Source organism: Rhizobium sp. BK512 (genome assembly GCF_014194915.1).
Taxonomy (GTDB): Bacteria; Pseudomonadota; Alphaproteobacteria; order Rhizobiales; family Rhizobiaceae; genus Rhizobium.
Genome location: NZ_JACIAS010000010.1, coordinates 307,131 through 324,259 on the forward strand (window position 1 = coordinate 307,131; position 17,129 = coordinate 324,259).

A 17,129-nucleotide genomic window follows, 5' to 3' on the forward strand; every position below is an offset into this window, starting at 1 on the left:
AGGTGCAAGAGGAAAATCATGAAAAAGATCACCATCGGTGAAGCTGCCCGCCAAAGCGGCGTCAAAGTGCCGACGATCCGCTATTATGAGGGCATCGGTCTGCTATCTGCGCCGAGCCGCAGCGAGGGCAATCAGCGCTCCTACGAACCATCGGACCTCAACCGCCTCGCCTTCATCCGCCATGCCCGCGAGCTCGGCTTCGAGATCGAGGCGATCCGCACTCTCTTGCAGCTTCAGGACGACCCGCATCAGCCCTGCGCTTCCGCCGATGCCATCGCCAAGGCCCGCCTGATCGAGGTCGAGCAGCGCATCCGCAGCCTCAATGCCCTGAAGGCAGAGCTGGAACAGATGGTCGAAGGCTGCGGCCATGGTCGCGTCGACCAGTGCCGGGTCATCGAGGTGCTGGCCGATCACGGCAAGTGCGTGCATCCACATCACTGAGACTTGCGCTCGCCGACTGCCCACGCCAAGAAGGCGCAATGAAACAGAAGAAAATCGCGATCATCGGCGGCGGCCCCGCCGGCCTTTCGGCAGCCGAAGTGCTGTCGGCAAGCGGCCATGCCGTTTCCGTCTATGATGCGATGCCGACCTTTGCCCGCAAATTCCTGCTCGCTGGCAAATCCGGTCTCAACATCACCCATTCCGAAGACTACGAACGCTTCTCCACCCGCTTCGGCAACGCCAATCCCCGCCTGCGCGCAGCCCTCGATGCCTTCACGCCGGCCGATATCCGCGCCTGGGCGTCAGACCTCGGCAGCGAGACCTTCGTAGGCTCGTCCGGCCGCGTCTTCCCCGATGTGATGAAGGCCTCGCCGCTGCTGCGCGCCTGGCTCGCCCGGCTGGAAGCCCGCGGCGTCAGCTTCTTCACCCGCCATCGCTGGATCGGGTTCACAGAAGACGGCCATATTTTCGAAACGCCTGACGGCCACAAGACCATATCCTGCGATTCAACCCTGCTCGCGCTCGGCGGCGCCAGCTATCCGCGCCTCGGCTCCGATGCCGGCTGGGTGTCATTGCTCTCCGAGCGCGGGGTGGCGATCGCACCGTTTCAACCGGCCAATTGCGGCTTCGATGTCGCCTGGAGCGAGATCCTTCGCGAACGCTTCGCCGGAGAGCCGCTGAAATCCGTGACGGCAACATCACGCGCCGGGACATTTCCGGGCGAATTCGTCATCAGCAAGCACGGTATCGAAGGCAGCCTCATCTACGCGCATTCAGCCGCTTTGCGTGACGACCTGCTGTCGCATGGTGAGGCAAGACTGACAGTCGACCTTGCCCCGGGCCGCACCGCAGATCGCCTGTCGCGCGATCTGACCCGGCAGGATGCCAAGATGAGCTTTTCCAACCGCCTGCGCAAAGGCGCCGGGCTCGATGGCGTGAAGGCGGCACTTCTGCGTGAATTGGTGCCGGAGACCGATCGCAACGATCCGCACAAACTCGCTGCCGCCATCAAGTCGCTGGCTATCCCATTGCTGCGCCCACGCCCCATCGCCGAGGCCATATCCTCTGCCGGCGGCATCGCCTTCAGCGAGGTCGACGAAACCTACATGTTGAAACATCTCCCCGGCATGTTCGCGGCCGGAGAGATGCTGGATTGGGAGGCACCGACAGGCGGCTATCTGTTGACTGCCTGTTTCGCAACGGGCCGGGCCGCAGCAAAAGGCATCGAGGCCTGGCTCAGCCGAAGGTGAAGGCGAAAGCCTGCACGCCGGGATCGAGGAAATGGATCTCGAACGTGTGGTCGCCGACCGGTCCGGCTTCGCGCACTAGTTGATAGAGGCGCTGCCCCGTCACCGTGCCATTGCCGTCGGCATCCGTGTCCGCGCCGTGACCATCGTCGGGCGCCTTGCCATCGACCATCACCTTGAAGCGCACCGGCTTGCCATCTGCGCCTGGACCGAGAACCAGATGCAGATCGCGGGCATGGAAGCGGTAATAGATAGTACCGTCGGCAGCATTCAACGTTGCCTGTTCGGACCCGACTGTCCAATTGCCGGTCAGGCCCCATTCATTGAGTTTCGGCGTCACGGCAACATAATCATGCGCGGCATCGTTGATCGTGCCCTTGTCGTCAACAAAGTTCTCCGAGCGCTGATAGCCGACATAGGTTTCCGGCGATTGCACATTGGCAGCATCGGAAGCGGCTTCGGCACCGGTCGCCTTCACATCCACGATATCACTGGAAACACCGGTCTTGCCGGCTTCGGCCAGCAATTGCTGGATTATCCGTTCGGACTGGTCGTAATCGCCCTCGCCGAAATGATGGTGGCGGACCTGCCCTTTCGCATCGATGAAATAATGCGCCGGCCAATATTCGTTGTCGAAGGCGCGCCAGATCGCATAGTTGTTATCGACAGCAACAGGATAGGTGATGCCGAGATCGGAGATCGCCTTCTTCACATTGTCGACATTCTTCTCGAAGGCGAATTCAGGCGAATGCACGCCGATGACGACGAGACCCTGGTCTTTGTACTTCTCGGCCCAGGCTTTGACATAGGGGATGGCACGCAGGCAGTTGATGCAGGAATAGGTCCAGAAATCGACGAGGACGACCTTGCCCTTCAGCTGCTCCACCGTCAGCGGCGTGGAATTCAGCCATTGCACCGCGCCATCGAGCGGCGGCATCTGACCTTCGACCGGCAGCTGTTCGGCAGCACCCTTTGGCTTCATCGCCATCATCATGGTGTTACCGCTCATCGTGGCGGGATTGCCGGTCATCATCATCTGGTTGTTGGCGGTCATCGACATCGAGCCCCCGCCACCAGCCGGCATTAACACCGACTTCATCGAGCCACCGGCATTGTCAGCCGTCTGTTGCTGATGGAACTTGTCGACCAGACCCTGCTCCAGGGCATTGGTGCTGGCAAGCGAAGCCTGCGTCAGGAAGCCGGTATCAAGGCCGAGTGCAATCGCCACGACAGCCGTGAGAACCGCAACACCCACGCCACGCCGCAGCCATTCGCCGACGCCAAGCGAACGCTTCATCGCCTGATAGACCTTGCCGCCAATGAGGAGTGCCAGTGCAAGCGAGGTCGCAGCCCCCAGCGCATAGGCAAGCAGCAAAAGCGTCGTTCCGACATTCGCGCCCTGCAGCGCCGCACCCGTTAGTATGAGGCCTAGAACCGGCCCGGCGCAGGGTGCCCAAAGCAGCCCGGTCGCGACGCCGAGCAACAGCGAAGCGGCAACGGCCGAGCCGCCACTGCGTGTGTTTTGATCGGCAGACTGCGACAGACGCGCACCGAGCGAAACGAGCGGTCGCGTCAGGTAATCCGACAGCGCCGGGAAAAGCAGAATGACGCCAAAAACGGCAAGCAGCACGATCGCGACATAGCGGCCATATTCATTGGCTTGCACGGCCCATCCGCCGCCGACAGCAGCGAGGGTCGCGACTCCAGCGAATGTCGCCGCCATGCCGAGCATCATCGGCAATGTGCTGCGCAGGAAAGGTTGGCCGGCACGGGCGAAAACGAACGGCAGCACTGGCAGGATGCAGGGGCTGACGATCGTCAGCACCCCACCGAGATAGGCAAGGACGAAGAGAAGCATCAGAGTGTCCCGTCGATCAGGCAGAAGCCGGGTGGAATGTCATGGCCACGCCGTTCAAGCAGTAGCGCAAGCCGGTCGGCTTCGGCCCGTCGTTAAAGACGTGGCCAAGATGCCCGCCGCAGCGCCCGCAATGGACGGCATCGCGCACCATGCCGAAGGATGTATCGCGCGTCGTGCCGACGACCTTGTCATTGAGCGGCGCCCAGAAACTCGGCCAGCCTGTGCCACTGTCGAATTTCGTAGTCGATGAAAAGGCTTCCTGATCACAGCCCGCACAGGCGAAATTGCCCTTGCGCTCCTCGTGCAGCAGCGGGCTTGTGAAGGGATATTCCGTTCCCTCCTGCCGCAGTACCGAATATTGGTCCGCAGTCAGCAGCTTCTTCCACTCTTCGTCTGTATGGCTAACGGCAAAGGTTTCCTTCGCCATGGCTTGGCTGCCGAAACCCAAGCGCAGGGCGAAGGCGCCAAGTCCCGCAGTGATCAGCAGCAATCGTCTGTTCAGCATCGCGTCGCTCTCCTATGTCTACAGCATCTGCGACAGGCACTTTCATTCAGTAGACAACGATCGGCCGGCTTTATTCCCGCCATGCCGATCTTTTGTCCACGCCGAGAACTACGGAGCCAAGCAGTGTTTTGTTACGCAGTCGCCCATGGGGACACGCAAAAGTGAGAAGGCGCCATCCCGGATCGTTATATCCAAGTAAATACGACGCTATGCCGTAAAGCGAGGCCGAGCAAGCGGATGAGCGGTCATATTGTCGCGAGCATGATGGTCACCCGGCCCGGCACAACTGTTTCAGAAGTGCGACACTCGCGGCAACGCAAATTCGATCCATGCAATCTGCCGTCATGCCCGGCTGATTGCAAAGCCGCCACATTTACATCAGAGTATGCGCAAGTTCCGTGGGAGGAGCCTCAATGCACGAACAATCCGCACATGCGGAACATGTCTATACGTGCGCCCAGCAAAATTCCGCTGCGGCCAGCTCTCCAATCGTCGCCTCCTGGCGCCGCTGCATGACCATGTATCAGCTTGCTCCCGAAGATAGGCGCACGCCGCTACGTCTTACCGAACAGGAATTCAGCGTTGCCCGGGAGCAATCGGATCAGTTGATCGCCGATGCGCGCGACGAACTCGACCGGCTTTTTGCAACAGTCGGCAAGGCCGGCTGCTGCCTGCTCCTGACCGATCGCAACGGCATTGCGCTGGAACGCCGCGGCGCCGTCGGCAATGACAAGGAATTTCATGATCTTGGTCTATGGACCGGTTCGGTATGGACGGAAGCCAGCATCGGCACCAATGGCATCGGTACTGCGCTGGCCGATGATCGTGCAGTCGCTGTCTTTCGCGATCAGCATTTTTACTGCTCCAACATCAAGCTCAGCTGCACCACGGCCCCGATCCGCGATCACCGCGGCCTGCTGGCCGCTGCCCTCGACATCTCCACCTGCCGCGATGACGTCAACGAAATGACGCTGAGCATCCTCTCGCAAGCCGTGCGGGATGCGGCGATGCGCATCGAGCTCAATCTCTTCCGCTCCGCCTTTGCCGGTGCACGCTTCGTCATGGTGCCGGCCGGCGCCAATTCCGCGAACGCCTTGCTGGCCGTCGATCGGCATGATCTCGTTCTCGGCGCCACACGCGCCGCCCGCCTCGTCCTCAAGTTGGATGACGTGCGCATCGCTGCCGGCCTTCCCGCCTCCGACGCCCTGCATGAAGGCCATGTTTCCCAGGAAAAAGAAATGGCCGAGGCCGAGAAAGCGGCGCTGCTGCGGGCACTTTCCCGCACCCACGGCAATGTCTCCCAAGCCGCTGCGGCTCTAGGCATCAGCCGTGCAACACTGCACCGGAAGATGAAGAAACTCGACCTCCACTAATATCGAGCAAGGGTTCGGTCACAATCTCGTGGTGACACCGAAACCTGTCGCAACTCTGCGACACTGTGCGGTGCGGTATTGGCAAGCCGCCCTGTTCTACCGAGCCAAAGCGACACAGATTTCCTCCCACTGGTTCGATCCGGAACCTGTTCATCAAGGGAGGATGACATGCTTCATCAGAAAATCGTCGAGTCGCCGTTCAAGCTGAAATACGGCAACTACATCGGCGGCGAGTGGCGTGAGCCGATCGGCGGCAAATATTTCGACAACGTCACGCCCGTCACCGGCGGCAAACTCTGCGAAATCCCGCGCTCCGATGAAAAGGACATCAATGCAGCACTCGATGCCGCCCATGCCGCGAAGGAAAAATGGGGCCGCACCTCCGCCACCGAGCGCTCCAACATTCTCATGAAGATCGCCCAACGCATGGAAGACAAGCTGGAGCTTCTGGCTCAGGCTGAAACCTGGGACAACGGCAAGCCGATCCGCGAGACCATGGCGGCCGACATTCCGCTCGCCATCGATCATTTCCGGTATTTCGCCTCCTGCATACGGGCCCAGGAAGGCACGATCGGCGAAATCGACCATGATACGGTTGCCTATCATTTCCATGAACCGCTCGGCGTCGTCGGCCAGATCATTCCCTGGAACTTCCCGATCCTGATGGCGACCTGGAAGCTGGCGCCGGCCCTTGCCGCCGGCAACTGCGTCGTTATCAAACCGGCCGAACAGACACCCGCTTCCCTGCTTCTCTGGGCAGAACTCGTCGGCGATCTGCTGCCGCCCGGCGTCCTCAACATCGTCAATGGCTTTGGTCTCGAAGCCGGCAAGCCGCTCGCCTCCAGCCCACGCATCGCCAAGATCGCCTTCACCGGCGAGACGACGACAGGCCGCCTCATCATGCAATATGCCAGCCAGAACCTCATTCCGGTCACGCTGGAACTCGGCGGCAAGTCGCCCAATATCTTCTTTGCAGACGTGGCGGCCGAAGACGACGATTTCTTCGACAAGGCGCTCGAAGGTTTCGCCATGTTTGCGCTGAACCAGGGCGAAGTCTGCACCTGCCCGAGCCGCGCTCTCGTCCAGGAATCGATCTATGATCGCTTCATGGAACGGGCCGTCAAGCGCGTCGAGGCCATCAAGCAGGGCAACCCGCTCGATCCGGCAACGATGATCGGCGCTCAGGCCTCCACCGAACAGATGGAAAAGATCCTCGCCTATCTCGATATCGGCAAGCAGGAAGGCGCACAGGTGCTGGCCGGCGGCTCGCGCAACGATCTCGGCGGCGAACTGTCTGACGGCTATTACATCAAGCCGACCATCTTCAAGGGCCACAACAAGATGCGTGTGTTCCAGGAAGAGATCTTCGGCCCGGTCGTCTCGGTCACCACCTTCAAGGATGAGAAGGAAGCGCTCGAGATCGCCAATGACACGCTTTACGGTCTCGGCGCTGGTGTCTGGACCCGCGACGCCAACCGGGCCTATCGCTTCGGCCGGGAAATCCAGGCCGGCCGCGTCTGGACCAATTGCTATCACGCCTATCCGGCCCACGCGGCCTTTGGTGGCTACAAGCAATCCGGCATCGGCCGTGAAACGCACAAGATGATGCTCGACCACTACCAGCAGACCAAGAATATGCTGGTCAGCTACAGCCCCAAGAAACTTGGTTTCTTCTGAGAAGCAGTCGATTGTGCTATCATCGAGCCTCCTCCCTTGACGGGGAGGAGGCATTGTCTTGGAGGAGGCAATCATGGAACAGATGGTCAATGGCGAACCGCGTGTACTCGCAACCGATGCGGCGCTCGACCTCATCAAGGAAATTCAAAGGGACTACCCTGATGTCCTCTTCCATCAGTCCGGCGGCTGCTGCGACGGCTCATCGCCCATGTGTTACCCGACGGATGATTTCATCGTTGGCGACCAGGATGTGAAACTCGGCGAAATCGGCGGCGTTCCCGTCTATATCAGCGCCAGTCAATTCGAGGCCTGGAAGCATACCCAACTCATCATCGATGTCGTACCCGGGCGCGGCGGCATGTTTTCGCTCGATAATGGCCGCGAGAAGCGCTTCCTTACCCGTTCGCGCATGTTCGGCGGCGGCGAGGCCTGCGCCATTCCCGATGCCATGACCCGCGAGACGACCTGAGCCGGAGCCCCGTGTAGTATTCCCTTAGTACCCGCGGCCCGCGATCCTTTGTTAAAGTCCATCTGTTGGTTTTTAGAGGAGGAAGAAATGCCAGCGTCCAAAATCCTGATGATCACAGGCGATTTCACTGAAGATTACGAAACGATGGTTCCGTTCCAGACACTGCTTGCCTGCGGCTACACGGTCCACGCCGTCTGCCCCGGCAAGACAGCCGGCCAGACGGTCGCCACCGCTATCCATGATTTCGAAGGCGACCAGACCTATTCCGAAAAGCGCGGTCATAATTTTGCGCTGAACGCCACCTTCGAAAGCGTGCGAGCCGAAGATTACGATGCGCTCGTCATCCCCGGCGGCCGCGCGCCGGAATATCTCCGCCTCAACCCCGAAGTCATCAAGGCTGTCAGGCATTTCTTCGATGCCAACAAGCCGGTCGCTGCCATCTGCCACGGCGCCCAGCTTCTGGCGGCCGCCGGTGTGCTCAAGGGCCGCACCTGCTCGGCCTATCCCGCCTGCCGCCCGGAAGTCGAGTTTGCCGGCGGCACCTATGCCGATATTGCCATCACTGATGCTGTTTCCGATGGTAATCTCGTCACCGCACCGGCCTGGCCGGCCCATCCCTCGTGGCTGCGCCAGTTCATGACGGTGCTTGATGCTGCAACGGTCCTAGAGACCAACGCCGCCTAAAGCATGTCGCGCAAACAGCGGCTTTGCGATAATGACGTGCAAAATCAAAGCCTTAAAGCGTGGCATCGCGGCACGCTTTAAATGGACCGGCGGGAGGACGTGATGTGTGAACTGTTTATCAAGGCGGATGCCCGGCTCTGGGAAAGCACCACTCGGTCGCTGCGTATCGACGGCATGGTGACCAGTGTGCGACTGGAGAATTTCTTCTGGTCGAAACTCGAGGAAATTGCCGCCCGCGACGGCATGAACGTGGTCCAGCTGATAACCAGACTGCACCACGAGTCGATCGACGCCGGCCATGATCTCGGCAACTTCACCTCCTTCCTCCGCGTCTGCTGCGCCCGCTATCTGGATCTCCAACTCGCGGGCGACATCCCCGCCGATCTCTCAAGGCCGATTGCCGGCCTCAACGCCCCGGAAATTCTGGGGCGGGAGAAGCGGAAGTATCATTAAATTCGCCCTGAGCCCGCAGCGATGATTTTTAGATAGGCGCGTTGCCCCTCTGCGTGAGACAATCAGCCGGCCAGTTGGGAGGCGGAGGGGAAAATGACAGTGATCGCGGTTGTGAAGCGACGGCATTCCGTGGCTGGCGGTGGTGCCGATGACTGACAGCCCCGCCCTGCATCCCTTAAACATAACGAGCCTGGCACGCGAGGAATGGTTCATTGGCGTCAGCGCCGCGACCAGCCTGATTTTCCTCGCTTTCCCCGATCCGATCTTCGCCCGGATTGCCGAGCCATTCTGGTTCGTCGTCATTTTTTTCTGGCTTTTCGCTGTCGTTCTGGGCTCCGCCCTGTCGGTCGTTCGCCATGCGGATCATCTGGCAGAGCAGCTTCGCGAGCCCTACGGGACCCTCATCCTAACACTTGCGATTACCTCGATCGAAGTGATGGCGATCTCGGCTGTCATGCTGCATGGGGAAAATAATCCAACACTCGCACGCGACACGCTGTTTGCGGTGGTCATGATCATCCTGAACGGCATGGTGGGCCTATCGCTGCTCTTTGGCGCCTGGCGGCGGGAAGATCAGCAGCACAATCTGCATGGCGCCAATGCCTATCTTGGGGTGATCGTGCCGCTCGCAACCCTTGGCCTCGTCATGCCGACTTTCCTCGCCGGCCCGGATGGTCCGCACCCCACGGCCGCGCGGCAGATGTTTCTCGGTATCGTCTCGATCGGTCTCTACAGCATATTTCTCCTGCTGCAGTCCGGCCGTCACCAGCGCTACTTCGCCGAAGACGGCAACAATCTTGAGCGGCGCGCAGTCGGCATTCGGCCCCCCCGGGGGGTATGGCATCATGCCGTTCTGCTGCTCGCCTACATGGGGCCGGTGGTCTTCCTGGTTGAACAGCTTGCCAAGCCGATCGACTATGTGATCGAAACCCTGCATGCACCGGCGGCATTCGGGGGCGTGATCATGGCGGTGCTTGTCGCGACACCTGAGGCGATCAGCGCCGTGCGCGCTTCCGTCGCCAACCACCTGCAGCGCGCCATCAACATCTTCCTCGGCTCAGTCCTGTCGACGATCGGCCTGACGGTACCGGCGATGCTCGCAATCAGCCACTTCTACGGGCACCCGGTCACGTTAGGGCTTGAGGGTCCGGATCTCGTCATGTTCGTTCTGACAATTACCGTCAGCATCATTACCTTTTCGAGCGGCCGCACCAATCTCATGCAAGGCGCAGTTCACCTGGTGCTGTTCCTCGCCTACGTACTGCTCATTACTCAGCAATGAATGGAAATTATCCAGACTGAACCACGGTAGGGTTGCGGAGTCATCAATCGTTTAGACACAGCTAAATTGCATGCCATAACCTATTGCAATTTCGGACGATTCCACGACATAGTACCGCATGCCTGAAACACTTGGCGACTGATGGGGCCGCCACCAGGGCACGCATGACGACCGGGGCACATAGATCATCGGGGCAGCAAGAATGCGTGAGGGATTGCATCGGGGCCTGCAGATTTCTGTGACACTCATCGGCATGGCAGCGCTCGCTGCCTGCGATGGAAGCAGCAATACCTACGTCCCGCCTCCGCCGCCGGCCGTCCGTGTTGCACAACCAGTCCAGGAGCCCGTCACCCTCTATTTCGAACTCACAGGCAATACTGCGCCGCTGAACTCGGTCGATATCGAAGCACGCGTCCAGGGTTACCTTCAGTCGATCGATTATCAGGATGGCACGACCGTAACGAAGGGAACCAAACTCTTCGGAATCGAGCGCGACACCTATCAGGCCCAGCTTGATCAGGCCAAGGCATCCCTCGCATCGCAACAGGCATCCCAGGTTGGGGCCAAGCAGGAGTACGATCGTCAGGTCAATCTGATGAAGCAGCAGGTCACGACGCAGACAGCCGTCGACAGCGCCAAGGCGACGCTCGACGAAGCCAATGCGCAAATCCTCAATGCCCAGGCCAATGTCGAACTCGCAACGATCAATCTTGGCTATACCGAAGTGATTGCACCCTTCGATGGCACGGTGACCGACCACCTTGTCGATATCGGCACGCTCGTCGGCGTCTCAGGCCCCACCAAGCTCGCAAGCATCGTCCAGACGGACCCGATCTATGCCTATTTCAACGTCAGCGAAACCCAGGTTCTGCTGATCAAGGATATGTTGAGAAAGCAGGGACGCACCTTCAAGCAGACGGATCTGCCAAGCATCCCAGCCGAACTCGGCCTGCAATCCGAAGAAGGCTACCCGCATAAGGGACATCTCGACTACGTCTCGCCGCAACTCGATGCATCAACAGGCACGCTTCAAGTCCGGGCCCTGTTCGACAACAAGGACAAGGCGATGCTGCCTGGCTTCTTCGTGCGCGTTCGCGTACCGATCGGCCGGAGCGAGAAAGCGCTGCTCGTGCGCGACGATGCGATCGCCACCAACCAGCTCGGCAGCTACCTGCTCGTTCTCGGCAAGGACGATACGGTCGAGCAGAAGCAGGTGAAGACGGGCCAGCGCGAAGGCGGTCTCCGCGTCATCGAATCCGGCCTCGAACCCGCCGACTGGGTCGTCGTCCAGGGCATCCAGCAGGCGATCCCCGGGAGCAAGGCCGCGCCTGAGAAAATCGACATGAAACCGCAACCGGCGGCGGCCGGCACCGATGCAAAGGCTACGACGACGACGCAGTAATTTCGCAGCAACGCCTCATCCGAACGTCCAAGGGCAACAGCATGATCTCGCGCTTCTTCATCGAACGGCCGGTGCTCGCCAATGTTCTGGCCCTGGTCTTTGTTCTCATCGGCGCGGTAGCTCTCTTCCAATTGCCGGTCGCGCAATATCCGAATGTCGTTCCACCCACCGTGCAGGTGACGACGCGTTTTCCGGGCGCAAGCGCCAAGACGCTTGTCGATACGGTCGCGCTGCCGATCGAGCAGCAGGTCAACGGCGTGCAGGACATGCTCTATATGCAGTCCACGAGCGCAAGTGACGGCACCTATTCGCTCACCGTGACCTTCGCGATTGGAACGGATCCCGACCAGGCACAGGTCCTCGTGCAGAACCGCGTCGCGATTGCCATGTCGTCGCTTCCACAGGCGGTGCAGGTCCAGGGCGTCAGCACCCAGAAGAAATCGACCGCCATCCTCGGCTTTGTCACCCTGACCTCCCCGGACAGCCGCTATGATAACCTGTTCCTCTCCAATTATGCGGTCATCAACCTCCAGAACGAACTTGCCCGCCTGCCCGGCGTCGGCAATGTCACGGTCTTCGGCGCCGGCCAGTATGCCATGCGCATCTGGATGGATCCGAACCTGCTGCAGGCTCGCGGGCTGACACCACAGGATATCGTCAATGTCGTGCAGCAGCAGAGCCAGGAGGTCACGGCTGGCCAGATCGGCATTCCGCCGGTACCCCAGGGGCAGACATTCCAATACACGCTGAACATCAATGGACGGCTGAACGATGCTGCTGACTACGAAAACATCATCGTCAAGGTCGATGGTTCGGACGGCGGCCGGGTAACGCGCATCCGCGATATCGGCCGGGTCGAACTGGGTGCGCAGACCTATAGCCAGACCTTCATGCAGAATGGCCGACCGGCTGCGGGCATCGGGATCTCCCAATTGCCGGAAGCAAACGCCATTGCTGTGGCCCAGGCAGTCGATGTGAAGATGGCGGAACTGGCGAAGGCCTTCCCGCCGGGCCTCGAATATCATCTCCCCTTCGACACCACGAAATTCGTCAAGGCCTCGATCGACGAAGTCTATGTCACGCTGATCGAGGCAGGCGTTCTCGTTCTCATCGTCATTCTGCTGTTCCTGCAGGACTGGCGAGCTATGCTCGTTCCGGCGACAACTGTTCCTGTCACTATCATCGGCGCTTTTGCCGCGATGGCGGCCATGGGCTTCACGGTCAACCTCTCCACTCTGTTTGCAATCGTTCTCGCCATCGGCATTGTCGTCGATGACGCCATCGTCATTGTCGAGGGTGTGGCGAGACATATCGAGGCGGGCATGACCGGCCGTAAGGCCGCTGAAAAGGCAATGGACGAACTGCTCGGTCCCGTCATCGGTATCACGCTGGTGCTGATGGCGGTTTTCATTCCAGCCGCCTTCTTGCCGGGGCTGACGGGCCAGCTTTATCGGCAGTTCGCTCTCGTGATCGCAGCCACCGCGCTAATCAGCGCCATCAACGCTGTGACGCTGAAGCCGACGCAGTGCGCCCTCTGGCTGCGCACGCCGGTGCCTCCCGAGAAGCGCAACTTCGTCTATCGCGGTTTCAACAGGATCTACGACTGGGGTGAACGCGGATACGTCCGGCTGATAGGCTCGATGACGCGCCACGCCGCGGTCATGGCTATTCTGGCGTTGGCGCTGATGGGACTAGCTGTCTGGGGGCTGACACGCGTGCCGAGCGCGTTCCTGCCGATCGAGGATCAAGGCTACGTGCTGATCGGCGCGCAACTGCCCGATGGTGCCTCCAAGGAGCGCACCGACGCCGTCATGGCGGAGGTCGGCAAGATCGCCCAGGAGACGCCGGGCGTCGATCAGGTCCTGACGATCAGCGGCATATCCGTTCTCGACAACAATGCCAGCCTTCAAAACGCCGGCGTGGCCTATGTCGTGCTGAAGGACTGGGACGAACGCCTCAAGGAAAAAGGGCAGGATCTTCTGTCCATCTACCAGCATCTGAATGGCGCGCTGCAAAGCGTATTGGTCGCGAAAACCCTGGTGATCGTACCGCCGCCGATTCAGGGCGTCGGCAATGCCAGCGGCTTCACGATGCAAGTGGAACTCAAGAATGGTGTTTCCGACTATGCACTGTTGCAGTCGCTTACCGATACGATTGTGAAAAATGGCGAAGCCCAGTCATCGCTGCAAAGGCTGAGTACGTCGTTCCGCTCGAATGTGCCGCAGCTCGAGATCGTGGTCGACCGTATCAAGGCCGAGACATTGGGCGTCACGGTCGGACAGGTTTTCTCTGCGCTCTCGGGCTACGTTGGATCGAGCTACGTGACACAGTTCAACAAGTTTGGCCGCACGTTCCAGGTCTACGCTCAGGCATCTCCGGAATTCCGCGTCAGCCCCGACGATATCCGCAATCTGGAGGTCAAGGCCGGGGATGGCACGATGGTGCCGCTCGGTACCGTCGTCGATATCAAGCCGATGGAAGGCCCCTCCCTGATCAGCCTCTACAACCTCTACCCGTCAGCAACGATCGTCGGCGGACCTGCGACCGGCTTCAGCTCCGGCCAGGCACTCGATGTCATGGAGCAGATTGCCGACCAGACCTTGCCAACAGGAACCGGCTATGAGTGGACGGCGCTCTCCTATCAGGAAAAGGCGGTCGGCGGACAGATCTACTATATCTTCGCGCTCGGCATGCTGCTCGTCTACTTCGTGCTCGCGGGTCAATATGAAAGCTGGATCCTGCCGCTCGCCGTATTGCTGGCTGTCCCGCTTGCCCTGCTCGGCACCGTCGGCGCGTTGATGGCGGCGGGCGTCGCCAACAACCTCTACACCCAGATCGGCCTGATCCTTTTGATCGCTTTGGCATCGAAGAATGCCATTCTCATCGTCGAATACGCCCGAGAAAAGCGAGAGGAAGGCATGGAAATCCTCGAAGCAGCCGTTGAGGCTGCCCGCCTGCGCTTCCGACCGATCCTCATGACATCCTTCGCCTTCATTCTCGGCGTCCTGCCGCTTGTCCTCGCGACGGGAGCTGGCGCATCTGCCCGCAAGTCAATCGGCATATCGGTCTTCAGCGGCATGATCGCATCGACCTGCCTTGCCGTTTTGTTCGTTCCTTCTTTCTACGTCGTGCTGCAGCGCCTTGAAGAGTTCAGAAGGCGCCGCGGTAAAGCGCCTGCTGTAACCGATACTGAAATGACGGCACAATAGGCTGGCAAGCAGCCTATTGCACGATCACCTGAACATAGACGCCGCCGCTCTTGGCATAGTAGAGGCCACCGCAGCGATAATAATAGCCGCCATAATAAGGGCCATAGATGCAGCCTGGAGGCAGCACGGCGATCGTCGTCGCCGTGCGTCGGACTACCCGGCGGGTGGTGCGACGCGCCACTCCGGCATAGGAGAGCGGCGTCAAGGGACGGCCGATGACCGCCTCCGCCGGCGTGGCGAAGCCTATCGACAGCGGTAGCGGGCCTTCTCCTTCCAGGCGAAAATCGGTGAAGACCATCACGCCGGCGAGGCACAGAGCGAAAAAGAGCTTGCTGCAGATCATTGCATATCTCCTGTAACGGCGGGCGCCGGAAGCTCATCGATCGATTGAAGTTCACTCAGATCCACGGTTTTCGCATTGGCTGGGATGTCGATATTGTAGGAGGTGGCGGCGACATCCGCCCCGCTTTTGAAGTTGCTGATCTCGAGCGTATATTGCGGCGCCTGGACGACGTGTTTGCTGGTGATTACATAGCGCCGCGGTATCGGCTGCGAACCCGTCTGTATCCAGATCTGCCAGTCGAGTTCTGGTGTGCGGAAAGCCAGATATTCGCATTCCACACCGTCGACGAAGGCGCTGGAGATGTGCTTGGCCTCGGTCACGTCGGACATCAAGATGTCATAGACGTGAGACGAGAGCAGATCGGCGCCTGGTGCTTCCACGCCAGCATCGGCGAGCCTGTCGATCAGATCATCAAGCGAGCCCTTGCCATCGACCTTCGCATAGGCATCGAGGTTCTTGCCATGCACGGTCAGCGTCGAACCGTCGAAACTGACATCGATATCGGCAAAGCCTCCGGTCCGCGTAACACGCAGCTTGTCGGGGCGGGTGATATTGGCTGTACCCGAACTGACGAATTGCAGTTTCTCGAAGTCCGGGGTCACAGCCTCGAGTGATGATTGGTAGTTGAAGGATATGCTCTTCTGCGCCACCAGAAAATCGGACATGGCCTTCAGAAGATCTTTTGCATCATCCGCCCATGCATGGGTCGGCAGCACAAGGCCGACGGCAACAGCGGAATAGCTCAGTATTCGTTTCAATCGCGATAGAGAAGTCGATGACATGGCACTGCCTTTCATTTGTGTCGTCATTGAATTCATCGGATGCGGAGATTTCGGATCGTACTGCGACGATCTCGAAACGGCTGAGCGGAACCGTCAGGAGAATGCCTGACGGCTCAGGCATTCCGGGCGAAACCGGATAGGAATTGGAAGGCCGCTACAGGCCCGAGGTCAGCACCCTGTGACAGGCTGGCGACACGCGCTGCAGATTGTCCCGCAGGCACTCGATCACCCGCCCGCCGCCGATCGGCACCATGCGGCAGAAAGCTCGGAAGTCCGGCCCGCAAGTCTCGCGCACGATCATCACTTCCTCGCGGGGAGAGAAGACAGGCATCGCAGCCGGCCGGGTCGCCGGCGGTGTGGCTGCCGTTGCGGCACCTGCACCCGCACCGGCCGCGGGCGCGCCCGCCGCACCGATGGCCGCAACAGCCTGCTGGCAAGGCGCCGACAGGCGGGCATTATGCTGCTGCAGGCAGGCGAGTGCCGCGGCACCTCCCGGAGTCACGCCGGAGCATTGCGCCATAAAATCGGAGCGGCAAGCTGACTTGACGGCGTTGCGCTGTGCGTCGGTCGGCTGAGCCGCCGCCTGGGCGCCGGCTCCTGGTGCCGCCGTGGCCGCCCCTGCCGTCGCAGGCGCCGTCTGAGATGGCTCCGCAGATGTCGATTTCGGCTTGGCGCTGACGGCGGAGACTGCCTTGCGGCAGGCTGCGGAAAGCGTGGAATCATGTTGCTGCAAGCAGGTCAGCGCCTCGATACCTCCAGGCTGCACCCCTGAACACTGTGCGATGAAATCCGAACGGCATGCTGCCCGGATCTCATTGCGCTGCTCTTCGGTCGGTGCCTGTGCAACGGCAACCCCGGTCAGAAGACTGGCCGCGCAGATGACGCTTGATATCGATAACCCGAACTGGACCCAACGCCCCCTGCGTCGTATTGCCGATCGAGAAGATGCATATATCCGCATTGTTCCCCTCCCTGAAAAGTTCATCGATTTAGGGCATGAAAAGAAGTACTCCGGCTGAGCGAGACAGCAGACTTCGAAAAACCAATTGAAATCCGTGCGCAAAAATCTAAAGCGCCACGCGAATTTACTTTAGCACATTCGAAATTTTGATAGTAGACCCGAATATCCGGATGCGATTGGCTGACTGTGCTTAAGATGTATCGAAGCATCGGAAATATCCGCGCCGAGATATTTAGATGAGATGGAGTGAGGGGAGATTTTGGTTTCGCCGCGTCGGCTTTGGGAGCTTGGGCGACTTTCGAGACGTTGCATGCTCGTCGTGTTATCAAACAAAAAAAACCCGCTTGCATGCGGGCTATATGTTTGGTTGCGGGGGCAGGATTTGAACCTGCGGCCTTCAGGTTATGAGCCTGACGAGCTACCGGGCTGCTCCACCCCGCGTC

At 60.0% G+C, this 17,129-nt stretch carries 15 protein-coding genes and 1 tRNA gene; 10 read left to right on the forward strand and 6 right to left on the reverse strand.

Going from position 1 to position 17,129, the window contains the following annotated elements:
- The first annotated feature begins 18 nt into the window (after window positions 1-18).
- Complete coding sequence (locus tag FHX06_RS30530; protein WP_112544459.1) at window positions 19-441, forward strand: MerR family transcriptional regulator; 423 nt, start codon at window positions 19-21, stop codon at window positions 439-441.
- A gap of 38 nt (window positions 442-479) precedes the next feature.
- Entirely contained in the window at window positions 480-1,691 is a 1,212-nt protein-coding gene (locus FHX06_RS30535; RefSeq protein ID WP_183881980.1) for a TIGR03862 family flavoprotein, read from the forward strand.
- Here the strand turns inward: FHX06_RS30535 and FHX06_RS30540 are convergent.
- Together FHX06_RS30540 and msrB are read right to left on the reverse strand one after the other, a co-directional pair.
- A complete protein-coding gene (locus tag FHX06_RS30540) occupies window positions 1,678-3,546 on the reverse strand; it encodes a cytochrome c biogenesis protein DipZ (protein WP_183881981.1) in 1,869 nt (622 codons plus the stop codon). The genes FHX06_RS30535 and FHX06_RS30540 overlap by 14 nt on opposite strands.
- A gap of 16 nt (window positions 3,547-3,562) precedes the next feature.
- On the reverse strand, window positions 3,563-4,051 hold the full coding sequence (gene msrB, locus FHX06_RS30545) for a peptide-methionine (R)-S-oxide reductase MsrB (RefSeq protein ID WP_112544462.1): 489 nt from the start codon (window positions 4,049-4,051) through the stop codon (window positions 3,563-3,565).
- Between the two features lie 413 nt (window positions 4,052-4,464).
- Between msrB and FHX06_RS30550 the strand changes: the two genes are divergently transcribed.
- From FHX06_RS30550 to FHX06_RS30585, 8 genes are all read left to right on the forward strand, one after another.
- Window positions 4,465-5,424, forward strand: a complete 960-nt coding sequence (locus tag FHX06_RS30550; protein ID WP_183881983.1) for a helix-turn-helix domain-containing protein — start codon at window positions 4,465-4,467, stop codon at window positions 5,422-5,424.
- Between the two features lie 168 nt (window positions 5,425-5,592).
- A complete protein-coding gene (gene adh, locus FHX06_RS30555; RefSeq protein ID WP_112544464.1) occupies window positions 5,593-7,101 on the forward strand; it encodes an aldehyde dehydrogenase in 1,509 nt (502 codons plus the stop codon).
- Window positions 7,102-7,174: 73 nt separating this feature from the next.
- The gene (locus FHX06_RS30560) at window positions 7,175-7,570 is read left to right on the forward strand and encodes a DUF779 domain-containing protein (protein ID WP_113015403.1); all 396 of its coding nucleotides are present in this window, start codon (window positions 7,175-7,177) and stop codon (window positions 7,568-7,570) included.
- Between the two features lie 87 nt (window positions 7,571-7,657).
- Entirely contained in the window at window positions 7,658-8,254 is a 597-nt protein-coding gene (locus FHX06_RS30565; RefSeq protein ID WP_112544466.1) for a DJ-1/PfpI family protein, read from the forward strand.
- A gap of 102 nt (window positions 8,255-8,356) precedes the next feature.
- A complete protein-coding gene (locus tag FHX06_RS30570; RefSeq protein ID WP_112544467.1) occupies window positions 8,357-8,707 on the forward strand; it encodes a ribbon-helix-helix domain-containing protein in 351 nt (116 codons plus the stop codon).
- A gap of 148 nt (window positions 8,708-8,855) precedes the next feature.
- Entirely contained in the window at window positions 8,856-9,989 is a 1,134-nt protein-coding gene (locus FHX06_RS30575) for a calcium:proton antiporter (protein ID WP_183881985.1), read from the forward strand.
- A gap of 202 nt (window positions 9,990-10,191) precedes the next feature.
- Window positions 10,192-11,391: an efflux RND transporter periplasmic adaptor subunit gene (locus FHX06_RS30580; RefSeq protein WP_112544469.1), complete on the forward strand. Its 1,200-nt coding sequence runs from the start codon at window positions 10,192-10,194 to the stop codon at window positions 11,389-11,391.
- Window positions 11,392-11,432: 41 nt separating this feature from the next.
- A complete protein-coding gene (locus FHX06_RS30585) occupies window positions 11,433-14,600 on the forward strand; it encodes an efflux RND transporter permease subunit (RefSeq protein WP_112968666.1) in 3,168 nt (1,055 codons plus the stop codon).
- Between the two features lie 13 nt (window positions 14,601-14,613).
- Here the strand turns inward: FHX06_RS30585 and FHX06_RS30590 are convergent, their stop codons facing one another.
- From FHX06_RS30590 to FHX06_RS30605, 4 genes are all read right to left on the reverse strand, one after another.
- A complete protein-coding gene (locus FHX06_RS30590; RefSeq protein WP_113211844.1) occupies window positions 14,614-14,943 on the reverse strand; it encodes a hypothetical protein in 330 nt (109 codons plus the stop codon).
- Entirely contained in the window at window positions 14,940-15,725 is a 786-nt protein-coding gene (locus FHX06_RS30595; protein ID WP_112968664.1) for a DUF2092 domain-containing protein, read from the reverse strand. The genes FHX06_RS30590 and FHX06_RS30595 overlap by 4 nt, the downstream gene beginning before the upstream one ends.
- A gap of 154 nt (window positions 15,726-15,879) precedes the next feature.
- On the reverse strand, window positions 15,880-16,686 hold the full coding sequence (locus tag FHX06_RS30600; protein WP_113211843.1) for a cysteine rich repeat-containing protein: 807 nt from the start codon (window positions 16,684-16,686) through the stop codon (window positions 15,880-15,882).
- A 364-nt stretch (window positions 16,687-17,050) separates the two neighbouring features.
- Window positions 17,051-17,127, reverse strand: a tRNA-Met gene (locus FHX06_RS30605).
- Window positions 17,128-17,129 lie beyond the last annotated feature (2 nt).

Bases quoted from the DNA above. Each gene is read 5' to 3' on its own strand.
- FHX06_RS30590 (WP_113211844.1), bottom strand. From the start codon at position 14,943: ATGATCTGCAGCAAGCTCTTTTTCGCTCTGTGCCTCGCCGGCGTGATG.
- FHX06_RS30595 (WP_112968664.1), bottom strand. From the start codon at position 15,725: ATGTCATCGACTTCTCTATCGCGATTGAAACGAATACTGAGCTATTCC.
- FHX06_RS30570 (WP_112544467.1), top strand. From the start codon at position 8,357: ATGTGTGAACTGTTTATCAAGGCGGATGCCCGGCTCTGGGAAAGCACC.
- FHX06_RS30560 (WP_113015403.1), top strand. From the start codon at position 7,175: ATGGAACAGATGGTCAATGGCGAACCGCGTGTACTCGCAACCGATGCG.
- FHX06_RS30600 (WP_113211843.1), bottom strand. From the start codon at position 16,686: ATGCGGATATATGCATCTTCTCGATCGGCAATACGACGCAGGGGGCGT.
- adh (WP_112544464.1), top strand. From the start codon at position 5,593: ATGCTTCATCAGAAAATCGTCGAGTCGCCGTTCAAGCTGAAATACGGC.
- FHX06_RS30535 (WP_183881980.1), top strand. From the start codon at position 480: ATGAAACAGAAGAAAATCGCGATCATCGGCGGCGGCCCCGCCGGCCTT.
- FHX06_RS30565 (WP_112544466.1), top strand. From the start codon at position 7,658: ATGCCAGCGTCCAAAATCCTGATGATCACAGGCGATTTCACTGAAGAT.
- FHX06_RS30540 (WP_183881981.1), bottom strand. From the start codon at position 3,546: ATGCTTCTCTTCGTCCTTGCCTATCTCGGTGGGGTGCTGACGATCGTC.
- FHX06_RS30580 (WP_112544469.1), top strand. From the start codon at position 10,192: ATGCGTGAGGGATTGCATCGGGGCCTGCAGATTTCTGTGACACTCATC.
- FHX06_RS30575 (WP_183881985.1), top strand. From the start codon at position 8,856: ATGACTGACAGCCCCGCCCTGCATCCCTTAAACATAACGAGCCTGGCA.
- FHX06_RS30585 (WP_112968666.1), top strand. From the start codon at position 11,433: ATGATCTCGCGCTTCTTCATCGAACGGCCGGTGCTCGCCAATGTTCTG.
- FHX06_RS30530 (WP_112544459.1), top strand. From the start codon at position 19: ATGAAAAAGATCACCATCGGTGAAGCTGCCCGCCAAAGCGGCGTCAAA.
- msrB (WP_112544462.1), bottom strand. From the start codon at position 4,051: ATGCTGAACAGACGATTGCTGCTGATCACTGCGGGACTTGGCGCCTTC.
- FHX06_RS30550 (WP_183881983.1), top strand. From the start codon at position 4,465: ATGCACGAACAATCCGCACATGCGGAACATGTCTATACGTGCGCCCAG.